Source organism: Candidatus Methylomirabilota bacterium, assembly GCA_003104975.1.
GTDB lineage: Bacteria > Methylomirabilota > Methylomirabilia > Methylomirabilales > Methylomirabilaceae > Methylomirabilis.
This window is the reverse complement of record PQAM01000014.1, coordinates 50,390-63,983: the sequence shown is the minus strand read 5'-3', so window position 1 is coordinate 63,983 and position 13,594 is coordinate 50,390. Positions and strand designations below refer to the sequence as shown.

Sequence of the window (13,594 nt, the reverse complement as noted above, 5' to 3'; positions counted from 1 at the left end):
AAGTACTAGTCTATCCAGTGGTGCGGATATGTCTGACGTTGTGGCGAGCCATACCAGCCGGAAGGACGATGAGTGGTTTGAGGCGCTGTCTCGTCATTGGTCTGAGTATCTGATGGAGGCTGCCGGGCTGGCCAGCTTCATGATTTCTGCCTGTGCCGTGCGGCAGTAACGGTTCTCGAACATCTGACCCTGAGCGTGTGCTATGATGTGATTATCCTCCGTGGTGAGCAGATGACCCCGTGGAGACGCGATCAACGTCGGCTCCCAATACTCAGCGGGGCACAGATGGATAAGACGGTGAGAGCAAGTGTTCTGCCCCTGTTCATGATCGCGACGATCCTCGCCATCTGCATGTCATTCCATAACAGCCAGAACGACCTCATCTTCACATCGAGCACAGACCTCGGCCGCACCGACCCACCGTTCGGCCTACTCAAGGCATTCGACGATTCCCGAAGGGAACTGAATAGCTTTTTCCCCTCAAGCGGCGCGATGAACCCGGCACTGACCATCATCGCCAATGCCCTGCGGGTTGGAGACCATCTGCTTGTGCGGCTGTGCTGAGAAGGAGTCCCTCCAATGATATACGACGCGATCGTGATCGGTTCAGGCCAGGGCGGCAACCCCCTCTCACATAAGCTGGCCGACCTTGGCTGGCGCGTGGCCCTGATCGAGAAGGAATATCTCGGCGGCACCTGCATCAATACCGGTTGCACGCCGACAAAAACGATGGTCGCCTCCGCGCAGGTGGCCCATTACGCCCGTCACGCAGCCCGCTGGAGCGTCCGGACGGGCGAGGTCAGCGTCGATCTGCCTGGCATCGTGGCCCGCAAGGACGCGATCGTTCAGAGCTTCAGGTCCGGGCAACAGCGTAAGGTGGACCAACGCCCGAATCTGGACCTCAATCGCGGGCATGCCCGATTTGTCGGTCCCCACGCGATCCAGGTCGGAGCCGAGGTCCTGGAGGGCGAGCGGATCTTCGTCAACACGGGCACTCGCCCCGATATTCCGCGCATCGAAGGGCTTGACGAGACCGCCTACCTGACCAACGCCAGCATCATGGAGCTGCGTGAGGTGCCCGAGCACCTGCTGGTCCTGGGCGGCGGCTATATCGGGCTGGAGTTCGGACAGATGTTTGGGCGGTTCGGCAGCCGCGTGACAATCGTCCACCGAGGCGATGAGATCCTCACGCGTGAGGATCCCGACGTCGCGGCCGAGATGCACAAGATCCTCGAAGGCGAAGGCATCTCCTTCGTACTTCGCGCACGCACAAGCCGGATCCAGCGTGCGAACGGCCGGATTACACTGATCCTTAATGGGGATGGCGGCTCTCAGGTGATATCCGGTTCGCATCTCCTGGTGGCCGCCGGGCGAAGGCCCAACACCGACGACCTGGGATTGGAGCAGGCCGGCGTGCAGACCGATGCCAAAGGCTATATCGCGGTGAACGGCCGCCTGGAGACAAATGTGCCCGGTATCTGGGCCCTGGGCGACGTAAAAGGCGGACCTGCTTTCACGCACATCTCCTATAACGACTACCAGATCCTCTACGCGAACCTTGTCGAAGGGCAGAACCTGACGATCGATCACCGCATTATCCCGTACTCCGTGTTTACCGATCCGCAATTGGGCCGGGTCGGCATGACCGAGAAGGAGGCGAGAGCGAAAGGTCATAGCCTGAAGATCGGGAAGATTCCAATGGGCTGGGTTGCTCGCGCCATCGAGCGGGATGAGACGAGTGGGTTCATGAAGCTCGTCGTGGATGCTCCCAACGACCGCATTCTTGGTGCGGCTATCCTGGCAACCGAAGGCGGCGAATTGATTCAGATGCTTGGTACGCTCATGCTTGCGGGACTGCCCTACACCCTGCTAAAAGGCGCGGTCTATATCCATCCGACACTCGCCGAGGGCTTCTTCACGCTGATGGAAGAGGTCAAGCCGGCATGAGGTCTTTTGTGTAGGTCAAGCGCCGGCCATGGCGCCATCAAGGTGTTCTGTGAGGTCGCAGAACCCTATTAGCAGGAGAACGATCCATGACGAAAGAAGAGGCAAGACTTGAGGAGTCGCGCGAGCGCAGGGTCCACTGGAAGCGCTGGGGACCTTACTTGAGCGAACGCGCCTGGGGGACCGTGCGTGAGGATTACAGTCCGCAGGGGACCGCCTGGGACTACTTCCCTTTCGACCACGCCCGTTCGAGGGCCTATCGGTGGGGGGAGGACGGCCTCGCCGGCATCTGCGATCGTCACCAGCTCATCTGTTTCGCGGTCGCGCTCTGGAACGGCCGAGATCCGATCCTCAAGGAGCGACTCTTCGGCCTGACGGGAAATCAAGGCAATCACGGTGAGGACGTCAAAGAGTATTACTTCTACGTGGACTCGACCCCCACCCATTCTTATATGAAGTATCTCTATAAGTACCCGCAGGCAGAGTTCCCGTACGAGCGACTGGTGGACGAAAACCGGCGGCGCGGGCGAAGCGCCCCCGAGTATGAGCTGCTGGATATGGGCGTCTTCGATGAAAATCGCTACTTCGACATCGTTGTTGAATATGCTAAGGCGAGCGCAGACGATATCCTCGTCCGGATCAGTGTGGTCAATCGCGGGCCGGATCGCGCGTCATTGCACCTGTTGCCGACGCTTTGGTTCCGCAACACTTGGTCCTGGGGTTACGACGAGCTACGCCCGAGCCTGCGACGGGCGAAGGACCGGGAGGGTCACGCCGTCATCGAGGTGGCCCATCCCTACTATGGCCTCCGATGGCTGCACTGTGAAGGCTCGCCCGAGTTGCTCTTCACCGAAAATGAGACCAACAGCCGGCGGCTCTACGGGGCCGATAACGGCTCGATCTATGCGAAGGACGGCATCAACGACTACGTGGTCCACGGTGCGAAGAAGGCGGTGAACCCTGAGCCGGCAGGGACGAAGGCGGCCGCCCACTATCCGCTCTCCCTCGGCCCGGGCGAGATGGCGACAATCCGATTGCGACTTACGGATACACAGGTGCCACCCACCGGCGAAAATCCCTTCGGCGCTGACTTCGAACAACTGTTCTCGGAGCGGCAGCGCGAGGCCGAGGAGTTCTACGCAACAATCATTCCCCAGGACCTCTCGCCCGACGCCCGGACCGTCATGCGCCAGGCGTTCGCCGGGCTGCTCTGGTCGAAGCAGTTTTATCACTACGTGGTTGCGCAGTGGCTCGCGGGCGATCCGGGCCTTCCCCAGCCCCCTCCAGAGCGGCTGAGCGGGCGCAACCGCGAGTGGACGCATCTGTACAATGCCGATGTCATCTCCATGCCCGATAAGTGGGAGTACCCCTGGTATGCCGCCTGGGATCTGGCCTTTCACTGCCTCCCACTGGCGCTGATCGATCCCGACTTTGCCAAGGAACAACTGGTGCTGATGCTGCGCGAGTGGTACATGCATCCCAACGGGCAACTCCCCGCCTACGAATGGGCCTTCGGCGATGTGAACCCGCCCGTTCACGCCTGGGCCGCTTGGCGCGTCTATAAGATCGAAAAGAAGCGTCGCGGCCAAGGGGATCGGGCCTTCCTGGAGCGCGTCTTCCACAAGCTTCTGCTCAACTTCACCTGGTGGGTCAACCGGAAGGACGCCGAGGGACGGAATGTCTTCCAGGGCGGCTTTCTGGGGCTGGACAACATCGGCATCTTTGATCGCAGTAAGCCGCTGCCCACGGGCGGCCATATTGAGCAGGCCGACGGAACGAGCTGGATGGGGATGTACACCCTGAACCTGCTGGCGATCTCCCTGGAGCTGGCGCGCGAAAACTCGGCCTATGAGGATGTGGCCAGCAAGTTCTGGGAGCACTTTATCTACATCGCCCACGCCATGAATACCCTCGGTTTGTGGGACGAGGCCGACGGCTTCTACTACGATGTGTTGCACCTGCCGGACGACCGTCACGTACCCCTGAAGGTCCGGTCGATGGTGGGCCTGATCCCGCTGTTTGCCGTCGAAACGTTGGACGCGGAGCTATTGGACCGGCTGCCCGGTTTCAAGCGGCGTCTGGAGTGGTTCATCGATCACCGTCCGGATCTTACCCTGGGATGCGCCTGCATGCGGACCCCCGGTCAAAAGAAGCGCCGCCTGCTCTCCATCGCCAATCCCGAGCGATTGCGCCGGGTGCTCAGGCTGATGCTCGATGAGCGGGAGTTCCTGTCGCCGTACGGGATCCGGGCGATCTCCCGCTACCATCACGATCACCCGTTCACGCTCACCGTGGACGGCATGGAGCACCGGGTGGATTACGAACCGGCCGAATCGAGCACGGGCCTCTTCGGCGGCAATTCGAATTGGCGCGGCCCGATCTGGTTCCCGGTCAACTATCTGATCATCGAATCGCTCCAGAAGTTCCATTACTATCTGGGCGACGACTACACGGTGGAGTGTCCCACCGGATCGGGCCGGATGATGACCTTGTGGGAGGTGGCCGCAGAGATCGCGCGCCGGCTGAGCCGTATCTTCCTGCGCGACCGCGATGGCCGGAGGCCGGTATACGGCGTGACACAGACATTTCAGCATGATCCCTACTGGCGCGACCTGGTACTCTTCTTTGAATACTTTCACGGCGACAACGGCGCTGGGATCGGCGCCAGTCACCAGACCGGCTGGACCGGGCTTGTGGCGAAGCTGATCCAGCAGTGCGGCGAATAGTATCACGCTACGGCGCTTTTTCATCAGCTCACCGTCGGACAGACCGAGCATACGAAACAGTTTCTCGTGGAGCAGACATGATGAAAAGGCATACGTTGGCAGAAGCGGCATGGAAGACCCTCTCCAGCCGGTCGATCTATCGGAACCGATGGTTGTCCCTTCGCGAAGACCTGGTCGGACTTCCTGACGGCCGGACGACGATTTACGGCGTGGTGACCTGCGGTGAGTGTGTCGGTATCCTCCCCTTCCTCGACAGCCGGACAGTCCTCCTTGTGCAGCAGTACCGGTATATCGCCAAGCGGGCCACCTGGGAGATGCCGACCGGCGGGATCCATGATGGCGAGTCGATCGAGGCGGCAGTCCAGCGGGAGCTGAGTGAGGAGATCGGGTATCAGGCGGGGCGGCTCACGCCGCTCAGCAGTTTTCACACGAGCAAGAGCGTGATGGACGAAACGGCTCACCTTTTTATCGGCGAGGAACTGACGAGACTCGAGCGGCCGCCGGACGATACCGAGTTCATTGAGGTCCGGGCCTTCCCATTTACCGACGCCATCCAGATGGTCCTGCAGGGCGAGATCGTCGACGCCATGACCATTATCGCCGTCTTGCACGCGGGCCGCCTGCGAGGGCTCTAGCCTCGAATCACGCAACCACATGACACTGTCCAGCGTCTAAGGAAGTAGGAGCTGAATAGCAGGAGGACAGTATGTTGATCAGGCATGCCCCGGACATGGCGCCGTCAGAGATTACGGACTACAAGCTGTACCTCAACCGGCGATCGTTCCTGATCGGGATGGCGGCCCTGCTGCTGACCCCGACCGGATCGACGGCTGCGACGCCCCCGTCGACAGGCGAACGTCTCCCGGCAAGCCGCAGCCAGCGATACAGTGTAGACGAATCCCTGACATCGCTTGAAAATATCACGACCTACAATAACTTCTGGGAGTTCGGTCCGAATAAGGACGACCCGTCGCGGCTCGCGCATCTGCTCAAACCGCGCCCATGGACCGTCCAGATCGATGGGTACGTCGCGCGCCCCGGACGGTATAACGTCGAGGAGTTGATGCGGCTCTTCCCCCTGGAAGAGCGGATCTATCGCCTGCGCTGCGTCGAGGGGTGGTCGATGGTGATCCCGTGGATCGGCTACCCGCTCGCGTCCCTTATCAAGCGGGTCGCGCCGACGAGCAAGGCCAGGTTCGTCGAGTTTACCACCCTTCACGATCCTGCGCAGTTCCCCGGACAGCGCAAGGGTCTGTTCAACCTCTCCTCACTCGATTGGCCCTACGTAGAGGGGTTACGACTGGATGAGGCGCTGCATCCCCTCACGTTGCTCACCTTCGGGCTGTACGGGCAGGTGTTGCCGAACCAGGACGGGGCCCCGGTTCGCGTCGTCGTCCCGTGGAAGTACGGCTTCAAAAGCGCCAAGTCGATCGTGCGGATCCGCTTCGTAAGCGAGCAACCCAAGACGACGTGGGAAAAGGCCGCCCCGAGCGAGTACGGGTTTTACTCGAACGTCAATCCTGACGTCGATCATCCGCGCTGGAGCCAGGGGACCGAACGGCGGATCGGCGAGTTCCGACGACGCAAGACATTGATGTTCAACGGCTATGCCGACCAGATCGCCTCGCTCTACGCGGGGATGGACCTGCGCCGGAACTTCTGAACGATGTCCACGCGAGCCCGCATCACCCTGAAGAGCGCCGTATGGGCGATTGCATTATCGCCCCTGATTCTACTCCTGCATCGATTCCTCACTGACGGTCTCGGCGCCAACCCGATCTCGTACGTGACGAACCTCCTCGGCGACACCACGCTTCGGCTGCTGCTCGCGAGCCTCGCGTTGACACCCCTCCGGATTGCGCTTGGGATCTCATGGCAGATGGGCCTGCGGCGCCTGCTGGGACTGTTCGCGTTCTTCTACGCCTGCCTTCACTTCACCGTCTGGATTGCGGTCGATCACTTCTTCGAATGGGCGGAACTGATCTCGGATATCGTCGAGCGGCCATATATCACCGTCGGCATGCTTGCACTAACGCTGCTGATACCGCTGGCGGCCACCTCCACGTCAGGGATGATACAACGTCTGGGGGGGAAGAACTGGCGACGGCTGCACCGGCTGGTCTACCTCATCGGCCTGCTGGGCGTCCTGCATTATCTGTGGCTGGTCAAGAAAGGGGTGAACGATCCGTACCTGTACGCCGCCATCCTCGCCGTCCTGCTGGGCGTTCGCCTGTGGGACTGGGCGCGACGACAAGCCTGGTTTGGCGTTTTGGCATGGCTTCGCGGCGGCTATTCACCGATACGGACCGCCGGTGACATGCGCCGCAATTAATCCCCTCCGGCAGCATACGTGCCGGGGACTCCTCCGCATAGCGCGTTGGCCCAACCCACAGAACCCAGAAATCCCTTGCGAACCGCTGATAGACCCAATAAAATCCACGCTAACTACAATAAAATCCGATGGAGATATGCCGACGGACCTACTCAATAAAACCATCGGAGTCAGCGCTTCCGCTTGATGACTCGATACGATTGAGGTATGTTTTGAGTATGGCGACAACCATAAAAAAGCTGGCCAAACAGGCCATGAGCCTACCGACCGAATCGCGGGCACAGCTCGCGGACCTTCTGGTCGAGAGCTTGGATGCTGAGGAACTCGGGCAGATCGACCGGCTGTGGGTCGCGGAGGCAAAGCGTAGGCGAGATGAAGTACGAAGCGGGCGCGTCGAGGGTATCCCTGGCGATGAAGCTCTCAAGAGGGTACGCGACGCTGTTCGCCGATGAGATGGGAGTTTCACCCCGAAGCACTTGAGGAATACCGGAAAGCAACTCTCCACTACGCCGAACGCGACCCGTCGCTTGCCACGAGATTCGTCGAAGCCGTTGAGGACGCCATCCGCCGTATTCTTGAATCTCCGGAACGTTGGCGAGTCCTTGACGAGGATGTCCGACGCTGCCTCACGCACGTCTTTCCTTATGGAATCCTGTATGTCATCGAACCGGAGTTCATCCTTATTGTAGCTGTCATGCACTGCAGTCGCGAGCCGAGCCTCTGGAAGGGAAGAGTCACGGTACCCTAACCAGGGTACGGGTGAGGGAACACTTCGGAACAGTGTCAAGGAAACCTTCACGGCTACGGTATCCGGATGGTTCAGGAGCTGTTGGGTCACCGGCATGTCAGCACGACCATGGTTCATACCCACGTCTTGAACCGTAGCGGACGGGGAGCGTAGCCCGGCGGATGGCCTCGAAACAGGTTCAGAGGGTCGTTCGACCGGGGGACCAGTGGGCTGACAACATGTGCAGTGCTTGTCCGATCTGCAAAACTCAGAAATCCCTTGCGAACCGCCGACCGACACAATAGAATCCGCGCTAACGATGATGAAACTAGATGAAGGTAGGTCAAGCAGTCTACTCTTTAGTGAAGCCGCAACAACAGAATAACAGAAAGAAGGAGAAGGGGAAATTAATATAAATCTATTTGATAGACGGGAAATCTTAAAAAGTACAGGTACGATTTTAGCAACAACAGTACTTAACGCAATCGGGGTTCGTATTCCAGGGATATATGAGTGGTTTAAGGATGAACTTAGAAAATCCGAATTAAGCCACGTCGCCGACATATCAAAACCTTTACAGATTTATGCAGGGACAAATCAACTCGCAAGAGCTGAAGGGAAAAAGGGGTTGTCCGAATATTTAAAGACCGCGAGCGCGGCTTTTTCAAAGGCTGTAGAAACATCCTTAAGTGGACAAATAACGTTCGAAGAAGTTCAACCAGATGATACGTTACTTAAACTTGATATCGAGAAAGAATTAATCATTTTAGGTGGTCCGGTATCCAATATGCTTGGTGGTGCTGTTACCGGATATCAATATGAACCTCTTCAGAGTGGCATCAACTTTCCAATCTTTAGTAGCAATAACCTAAGATGGGGCTACTACTGTGGAGATGTCGAATATGGTTCCTATGGCGGTACGATAGAAAAAGCAAAGAGATGCGAAGGAGGCATTGTTGAGCGCCCATTATATGCAATTGTCGACAACCGTTCGTCATCAAATCCAAAGTGCTTCAAAAAAGACGAAAATGGATTCTTAAAAGAGGAAGTTCTCCTGATCACAAAAATAACGAATCCTTTTGATAATAACTTCTCTATGTTCATTATAGGTGGTATGCATGGGTACAGTATCCGGACATTTTCGAAGGACATCGAGAAGAACCTTTCAGAATTGAGAAAGAAGGTTCGCGACAGGAAGCAATATCAAGTCTATATTCCAGTGGCTCTTGACCACAAAAACAATAGAGGGGTTCATGTAACAGAGGCAACGCTCAATTGGGATGGTGCAAAACTGGAATTGCTCTAATAGACACTCACCTTGTTTAAAAACGTCGCAGAGCGAACCGGGGATGGGTTCTCGCGTTTTTGCATTTGTTGTATTAGTCGCGCGCAATAAGCGACAGGCAGCAGAGGGCAGACAGCAGGTACTCGGGGTGGTCCCTACAGGCCGAGCGTGGCGACGACCTCTTCGACGGCGGTGTAGGGATCGAGGGTGCGGTCGGCAACGCGGGCGATCAGCTCTTTCATGCGCCCATTCCGGTCAAACCGCTCCAGCGCCCTGGTCGTAAGCGTCTCCTGTAGCAGTGCCCGAAATGCCCGCTCGCTTCGTTCCCGTCCCTTTTGCCTCCGCAGATCGCGCTCATCCATGAAGGCCCGGTGCTCGAAGATCGCATCCAGCAGCCCGGCAACACCTTCCCCGGTTGTAGCGACCGTCTTGAGGACCTTTGGAGACCAGCCGAATCCCTTCGGCGCCATCTGCAGCATCATCTCAAGTTCCGTGGCGGTCCGGTTCGCATCCTCCCGGTCGGCCTTGTTGACCACGAACAGGTCGCCGATCTCCAGGATGCCCGCCTTGAAGGTTTGGACCTCGTCGCCGAGACCCGGGACCGAGACCACTATGCAGGTATGCGCTGTTCCCACGACCTCCACCTCATCCTGGCCCACCCCCACCGTCTCGATCAGGATGACCTCTTTCCCCGACGCATCCATGACGTCGACGATCTCGTTGGTGGCGCGGGCCAGGCCGCCCAGGTGGCCTCGCGTCGCCATGCTGCGGATAAAGACGCCCGCGTCAAGACTGTGACTCTGTATCCGGATCCGGTCCGCCAGGATCGCCCCTCCGGTGAACGGGCTGGTCGGATCGACCGCTACAATCCCCACCGTCTTGTCGCGTTTTCGCAGCTCTTCCGTGAGCCGGTCCGCCAGCGTGCTCTTGCCGGATCCTGGCGGGCCGGTGATCCCCACGATGTGGGCCGAGCCGGTATGGGGGTAGAGCGACTTCAGCGCAGCCCTGGCCTCGGCGTCGCCGTTTTCGATCATCGTCATGAGGCGGGCCGCCGCGCGCACATCACCCTTGAGGATTTTGTCTACCAGTTCCATGCGTTACACATGCTGGGCGCAGCAAGCAGCGCCCCTACACATACGAGCGGCCCAGCAGTTCGCGGGCGATGATCAGTCGCTGGATCTCAGAGGTCCCTTCGCCGATGGCACAGAACTTGGCGTCGCGGAAGTAGCGCTCGACCGGATACTCCTTAATATAGCCGTACCCCCCGTAGATCTGTACCGCCTCAGTCGCGGCCTTCATGGCCACCTCGGCGGCAAAGAGCTTGGCGTATGATGCCTCCTTGGTAAACGGCTGACCGACGTCTTTCAGGTAGGCGGCCTGCAGGACGAGAAGTCTGGCCGCGTCGATCTCGGTGGCCATGTCCGCCAGCTTCCACTGGATCGCCTGGAAATTGGCAATCGGCCGGCCAAATGCCTGTCGCGCCTTGGCGTATTTCAGTCCTTCTTCCAGACAGCCGCGGGCGATCCCGACACTGAGGGCGGCCATCCCGATCCGTCCCGCATCCAGGATCGTGAGCGCATCGATAAAGCCGTAGTGCAACTCGCCCAGCAGGTTCGCATCCGGAATCCGCAGATCTTCCAGAACGACCTGGGCCGTGTCGGAGGCCCGAAATCCCATCTTGTGCTCCTTCCGGCCGACCCGCAACCCGGGCGTTCCTCGCTCAACAATAAAGGCCGAGATCCCCTTCTCTCGCTTCGCCCGATCGGTCAGGGCCATGATCACATAGACGCCCGCCACACTCCCCTGGGTGATGAAGTTCTTTGTCCCGTTCAGCACCCACTGGTCACCGTCGCGCGCGGCCGTCGTCTGCAGACCGGCCGCGTCACTTCCCGATCCTGGCTCTGTCAGCGCCCAGGCGCCAAGGGCCTGCCCGCCGGCCAGTTGGGGAAGATAGGCCCGTTTCTGAGTGTCGCTGCCAAAGAGGTAGATGTGGTTACTGCAGAGGGAGTTGTGTGACTCTACGGTCAGGGCTACTGACGCGTCGTGGCGCGCAAGCTCCTCGAGGATCAGGGCATAGCTAATATAGTCCATCCCCGCGCCGCCGTACTCTTTAGGCAGGAGGATACCCATCAGCCCCAGTCCCGAGAGCTTTCGGATGATCTCGGTCGGAAAGGCCTCGTGCTCGTCGAGATCGGCGGCGACCGGCGCGATCTCCCGCTCGGCAAAGTCCCGCACCATCGCCTGAATCGCCTGCTGCGCCTCGCTCAGTTCAAAGTCCATGGCTCGCCCATCCAGCGTCCGGAGTTGATCACCGGAGTAATCACCATACAGGAATTGGCGCTGCAACGCCTGTGGGCTTGAACACACCCCCCTCCCGCTCCGTCATTGCGAGCGGCCAACAGGCAGCGCGGCAATCTCACCGTCATTGTCTTGAAAGACTGCGAGATTGCTTCGGCTTCGTCTCGCGATGACATAGGAGAGTCTTTCGTCAAGACGCCTATCTGTCCGTATCGGTGTGGAAGTTATCCTCTTGAGCGGGGAAGAATCGCATGGCGTCCGACGGCTTCTTTTTTTTCCGATCGCGCTTGGGCTCGCTGCCGAATGTGGTCACCAGGCCTTGGACCAACGTCTCCTTGTCGGATGCGGAGAGTTTCGCCGACGGGTGGAAGAGCGTATACAGCGTAGGCGGCATAGAGCCGTTTTTGATAGTGTCCACAGCCTCGCCTGCTTCGTTCTCTTCGCGTCCCCATTCCGACACGTTGAGGGCAGCGCGACCCTTCTCGATGTCGCGGTTGATCATCCATGTGATGGGTGCGATGAGGTCGTACCACGGCAGGACGGTTTGGTTGCTGTGACAATCGCCACACGCGCGGAAGAATAGCTGTCTCGTTGAGGGACTGTCCCATTTCGGCTCGGCTTTTACCGGAAGGTCAAGAACGGGTCGGCCCCAGGGTATGAGCTGAATGCCGACAAACACCACTACGGCCTCCCCGATGGCGATGTAGGCCATGACCCGTTTCACCCAGGACGTATGCTTCGCTTCTTGAGATATAGCCTTTTCTTCTTCTTCCATAGAGCTCCTCCACAAAGATCGACAGACGGGAGCGTCACCTCCTCCTGCCGTATTCGAAACCATATATAATGTCCTGACATGTACCGAAAGAAGTGTGGAGGCGGCGGGCGGATTCGAACCGCCGAATAAAGGTTTTGCAGACCTCTGCCTTAGCCACTTGGCTACGCCGCCATGCGGGAGGTGATGCTGACGTGATCCAGCAGTTCAGGCGGTAGGATACGACACGCTGGGTGGGCACGGCCATAGGCAACATGCCGATTACTTCATCTATCCGTTCGATATCGGTTCTTGAGTCGACAGGATGGAGCGGGAAACGGGATTTGAACCCGCGACCCTCGCCTTGGCAAGGCGATGCTCTACCGCTGAGCTATTCCCGCATTCAACACAGCACTATAGCGTCGGCCATCCCGGCTGTCAAACGAAAATCGCGAGGCGGGGCCTAGACCGATAGGAGTTTCAGTACGGCCTCAGGATCGGCCTTCACCGTCACAGGCTGCTGCGAGAGACGGATGGCCGCATCGGGCTCTTTCAGGCCGTGCCCCGTCAACACGCAGACCACCACGGCATCCTTGGCAAGGCAATGCGACCGGCAATATTTGATGAGCCCCGCCACCGATGCGGCCGAGGCCAACTCACAGAAGACCCCTTCCGTCGAAGCCAACAGACGATAGGCCTCGGTAATCTCGTCGTCGGAGACCATATCAATCCCACCGCCCGACTCGCCCGCAGCGGCCAAGGCCCCGCTCCACGTTGCCGGGTTACCGATCCGGATCGCCGTGGCGATCGTCTCCGGCTGTTCGACCACCCTCCCCAGGACGATGGGTGCCGCACCCGCCGCCTGCCACCCCATCATCTTCGGCAGCGAGGTGGTCAGTCCGGCCTTCAGATATTCCTGGTACCCCTTCCAGTAGGCGGTGATATTGCCGGCGTTACCGACCGGAATAAAGTGATAGTCCGGGCTTCGTCCGAGCCGGTCACAGACCTCATAGGCGCCGCTCTTCTGTCCCTCGATCCGGTACGGGTTCACCGAGTTGACCAGCACAACGGGCTGCTCGGCGGCGACCCGCCTGACGATCTGCAGGGCCTGGTCAAAGTTTCCCTCAATCTGCAGCACCTGCGCGCCGTGGATCATCGCCTGCGCAAGTTTCCCCAGCGCAATCTTCCCCTCCGGGATCAGAACAAAGGCGCGCAGTCCCGCTCGCGCCGCATACGCGGCCGCTGAGGCCGAGGTGTTCCCGGTTGAGGCGCAGATAACCGCTCGCGCACCCTCCTCCACCGCCTTGGTGATCGCGAGGGTCATCCCCCGATCCTTAAAGGAGCCGGTCGGATTGAGTCCCTCGTACTTCAGATAGATCTTCGCCTCCACCCCGATCCTGGTCCGAAGCCGGTCGGCCAGAATCAGCGGTGTATTCCCCTCGCCCAGCGTCACGACCGGCGTCCGATCGGTGACGGGTAAAAACTCCCGATACTGTTCGATAATCCCTTTCCATCTCATCGTTTTCATGGC

13 protein-coding genes, 2 tRNA genes and 1 pseudogene are annotated in these 13,594 nt (G+C 59.2%); 10 read left to right on the top strand and 6 right to left on the bottom strand.

The window, feature by feature from the left end:
* The first annotated feature begins 285 nt into the window (after positions 1-285).
* The 10 genes and pseudogenes from C3F12_11315 to C3F12_11270 all read left to right on the top strand — a co-directional run bounded on the left by C3F12_11315 (position 286) and on the right by C3F12_11270 (position 9,035).
* Positions 286-564 carry a hypothetical protein gene (locus tag C3F12_11315; GenBank protein PWB44283.1) on the top strand — a complete coding sequence of 93 codons (279 nt, stop codon included), beginning with the start codon at positions 286-288 and terminating at the stop codon, positions 562-564.
* A 15-nt stretch (positions 565-579) separates the two neighbouring features.
* The gene (locus C3F12_11310) at positions 580-1,947 is read left to right on the top strand and encodes an FAD-containing oxidoreductase (protein PWB44282.1); all 1,368 of its coding nucleotides are present in this window, start codon (positions 580-582) and stop codon (positions 1,945-1,947) included.
* An 86-nt stretch (positions 1,948-2,033) separates the two neighbouring features.
* Positions 2,034-4,670 (top strand): glucosidase, encoded by a 2,637-nt coding sequence (locus C3F12_11305; protein ID PWB44281.1) that lies wholly within the window; start codon positions 2,034-2,036, stop codon positions 4,668-4,670.
* Positions 4,671-4,747: 77 nt separating this feature from the next.
* A complete protein-coding gene (locus C3F12_11300; GenBank protein PWB44280.1) occupies positions 4,748-5,305 on the top strand; it encodes an NUDIX hydrolase in 558 nt (185 codons plus the stop codon).
* Between the two features lie 71 nt (positions 5,306-5,376).
* A complete protein-coding gene (locus tag C3F12_11295) occupies positions 5,377-6,333 on the top strand; it encodes a protein-methionine-sulfoxide reductase catalytic subunit MsrP (protein ID PWB44279.1) in 957 nt (318 codons plus the stop codon).
* 3 nt (positions 6,334-6,336) lie between these two features.
* Entirely contained in the window at positions 6,337-7,002 is a 666-nt protein-coding gene (locus C3F12_11290) for a sulfoxide reductase heme-binding subunit YedZ (protein PWB44278.1), read from the top strand.
* Between the two features lie 218 nt (positions 7,003-7,220).
* Positions 7,221-7,454, top strand: a complete 234-nt coding sequence (locus C3F12_11285; protein PWB44277.1) for an addiction module component CHP02574 family protein — start codon at positions 7,221-7,223, stop codon at positions 7,452-7,454.
* Positions 7,451-7,750 carry a plasmid stabilization protein gene (locus tag C3F12_11280; protein ID PWB44276.1) on the top strand — a complete coding sequence of 100 codons (300 nt, stop codon included), beginning with the start codon at positions 7,451-7,453 and terminating at the stop codon, positions 7,748-7,750. The genes C3F12_11285 and C3F12_11280 overlap by 4 nt, the downstream gene beginning before the upstream one ends.
* Positions 7,751-7,801: 51 nt before the next feature.
* A pseudogene (locus C3F12_11275) lies at positions 7,802-7,903 on the top strand (integron integrase).
* A gap of 613 nt (positions 7,904-8,516) precedes the next feature.
* Positions 8,517-9,035: a hypothetical protein gene (locus tag C3F12_11270; protein ID PWB44275.1), complete on the top strand. Its 519-nt coding sequence runs from the start codon at positions 8,517-8,519 to the stop codon at positions 9,033-9,035.
* Positions 9,036-9,169: 134 nt separating this feature from the next.
* On the opposite strand, the gene C3F12_11265 is transcribed toward C3F12_11270, so the two are convergent.
* The 6 genes from C3F12_11265 to C3F12_11240 all read right to left on the bottom strand — a co-directional run bounded on the left by C3F12_11265 (position 9,170) and on the right by C3F12_11240 (position 13,591).
* The gene (locus C3F12_11265) at positions 9,170-10,108 is read right to left on the bottom strand and encodes a methylmalonyl Co-A mutase-associated GTPase MeaB (protein ID PWB44274.1); all 939 of its coding nucleotides are present in this window, start codon (positions 10,106-10,108) and stop codon (positions 9,170-9,172) included.
* Between the two features lie 34 nt (positions 10,109-10,142).
* Positions 10,143-11,294 (bottom strand): acyl-CoA dehydrogenase, encoded by a 1,152-nt coding sequence (locus tag C3F12_11260; protein PWB44331.1) that lies wholly within the window; start codon positions 11,292-11,294, stop codon positions 10,143-10,145.
* Positions 11,295-11,511: 217 nt separating this feature from the next.
* Positions 11,512-12,024, bottom strand: coding sequence for a cytochrome C (locus C3F12_11255; GenBank protein ID PWB44330.1), 513 nt, complete (start codon positions 12,022-12,024; stop codon positions 11,512-11,514).
* 158 nt (positions 12,025-12,182) lie between these two features.
* Positions 12,183-12,258: transfer RNA gene (locus tag C3F12_11250), tRNA-Cys, on the bottom strand.
* Between the two features lie 131 nt (positions 12,259-12,389).
* Positions 12,390-12,464 (bottom strand) — tRNA-Gly (locus tag C3F12_11245).
* Positions 12,465-12,526: 62 nt separating this feature from the next.
* Positions 12,527-13,591 (bottom strand): threonine synthase, encoded by a 1,065-nt coding sequence (locus tag C3F12_11240; GenBank protein ID PWB44273.1) that lies wholly within the window; start codon positions 13,589-13,591, stop codon positions 12,527-12,529.
* Positions 13,592-13,594 lie beyond the last annotated feature (3 nt).

Bases quoted from the DNA above. Each gene is read 5' to 3' on its own strand.
- C3F12_11240 (PWB44273.1), bottom strand. From the start codon at position 13,591: ATGAAAACGATGAGATGGAAAGGGATTATCGAACAGTATCGGGAGTTT.
- C3F12_11255 (PWB44330.1), bottom strand. From the start codon at position 12,024: ATGGCCTACATCGCCATCGGGGAGGCCGTAGTGGTGTTTGTCGGCATT.
- C3F12_11280 (PWB44276.1), top strand. From the start codon at position 7,451: ATGAGATGGGAGTTTCACCCCGAAGCACTTGAGGAATACCGGAAAGCA.
- C3F12_11295 (PWB44279.1), top strand. From the start codon at position 5,377: ATGTTGATCAGGCATGCCCCGGACATGGCGCCGTCAGAGATTACGGAC.
- C3F12_11265 (PWB44274.1), bottom strand. From the start codon at position 10,108: ATGGAACTGGTAGACAAAATCCTCAAGGGTGATGTGCGCGCGGCGGCC.
- C3F12_11305 (PWB44281.1), top strand. From the start codon at position 2,034: ATGACGAAAGAAGAGGCAAGACTTGAGGAGTCGCGCGAGCGCAGGGTC.
- C3F12_11290 (PWB44278.1), top strand. From the start codon at position 6,337: ATGTCCACGCGAGCCCGCATCACCCTGAAGAGCGCCGTATGGGCGATT.
- C3F12_11310 (PWB44282.1), top strand. From the start codon at position 580: ATGATATACGACGCGATCGTGATCGGTTCAGGCCAGGGCGGCAACCCC.
- C3F12_11270 (PWB44275.1), top strand. From the start codon at position 8,517: ATGCTTGGTGGTGCTGTTACCGGATATCAATATGAACCTCTTCAGAGT.
- C3F12_11300 (PWB44280.1), top strand. From the start codon at position 4,748: ATGATGAAAAGGCATACGTTGGCAGAAGCGGCATGGAAGACCCTCTCC.
- C3F12_11315 (PWB44283.1), top strand. From the start codon at position 286: ATGGATAAGACGGTGAGAGCAAGTGTTCTGCCCCTGTTCATGATCGCG.
- C3F12_11285 (PWB44277.1), top strand. From the start codon at position 7,221: ATGGCGACAACCATAAAAAAGCTGGCCAAACAGGCCATGAGCCTACCG.
- C3F12_11260 (PWB44331.1), bottom strand. From the start codon at position 11,294: ATGGACTTTGAACTGAGCGAGGCGCAGCAGGCGATTCAGGCGATGGTG.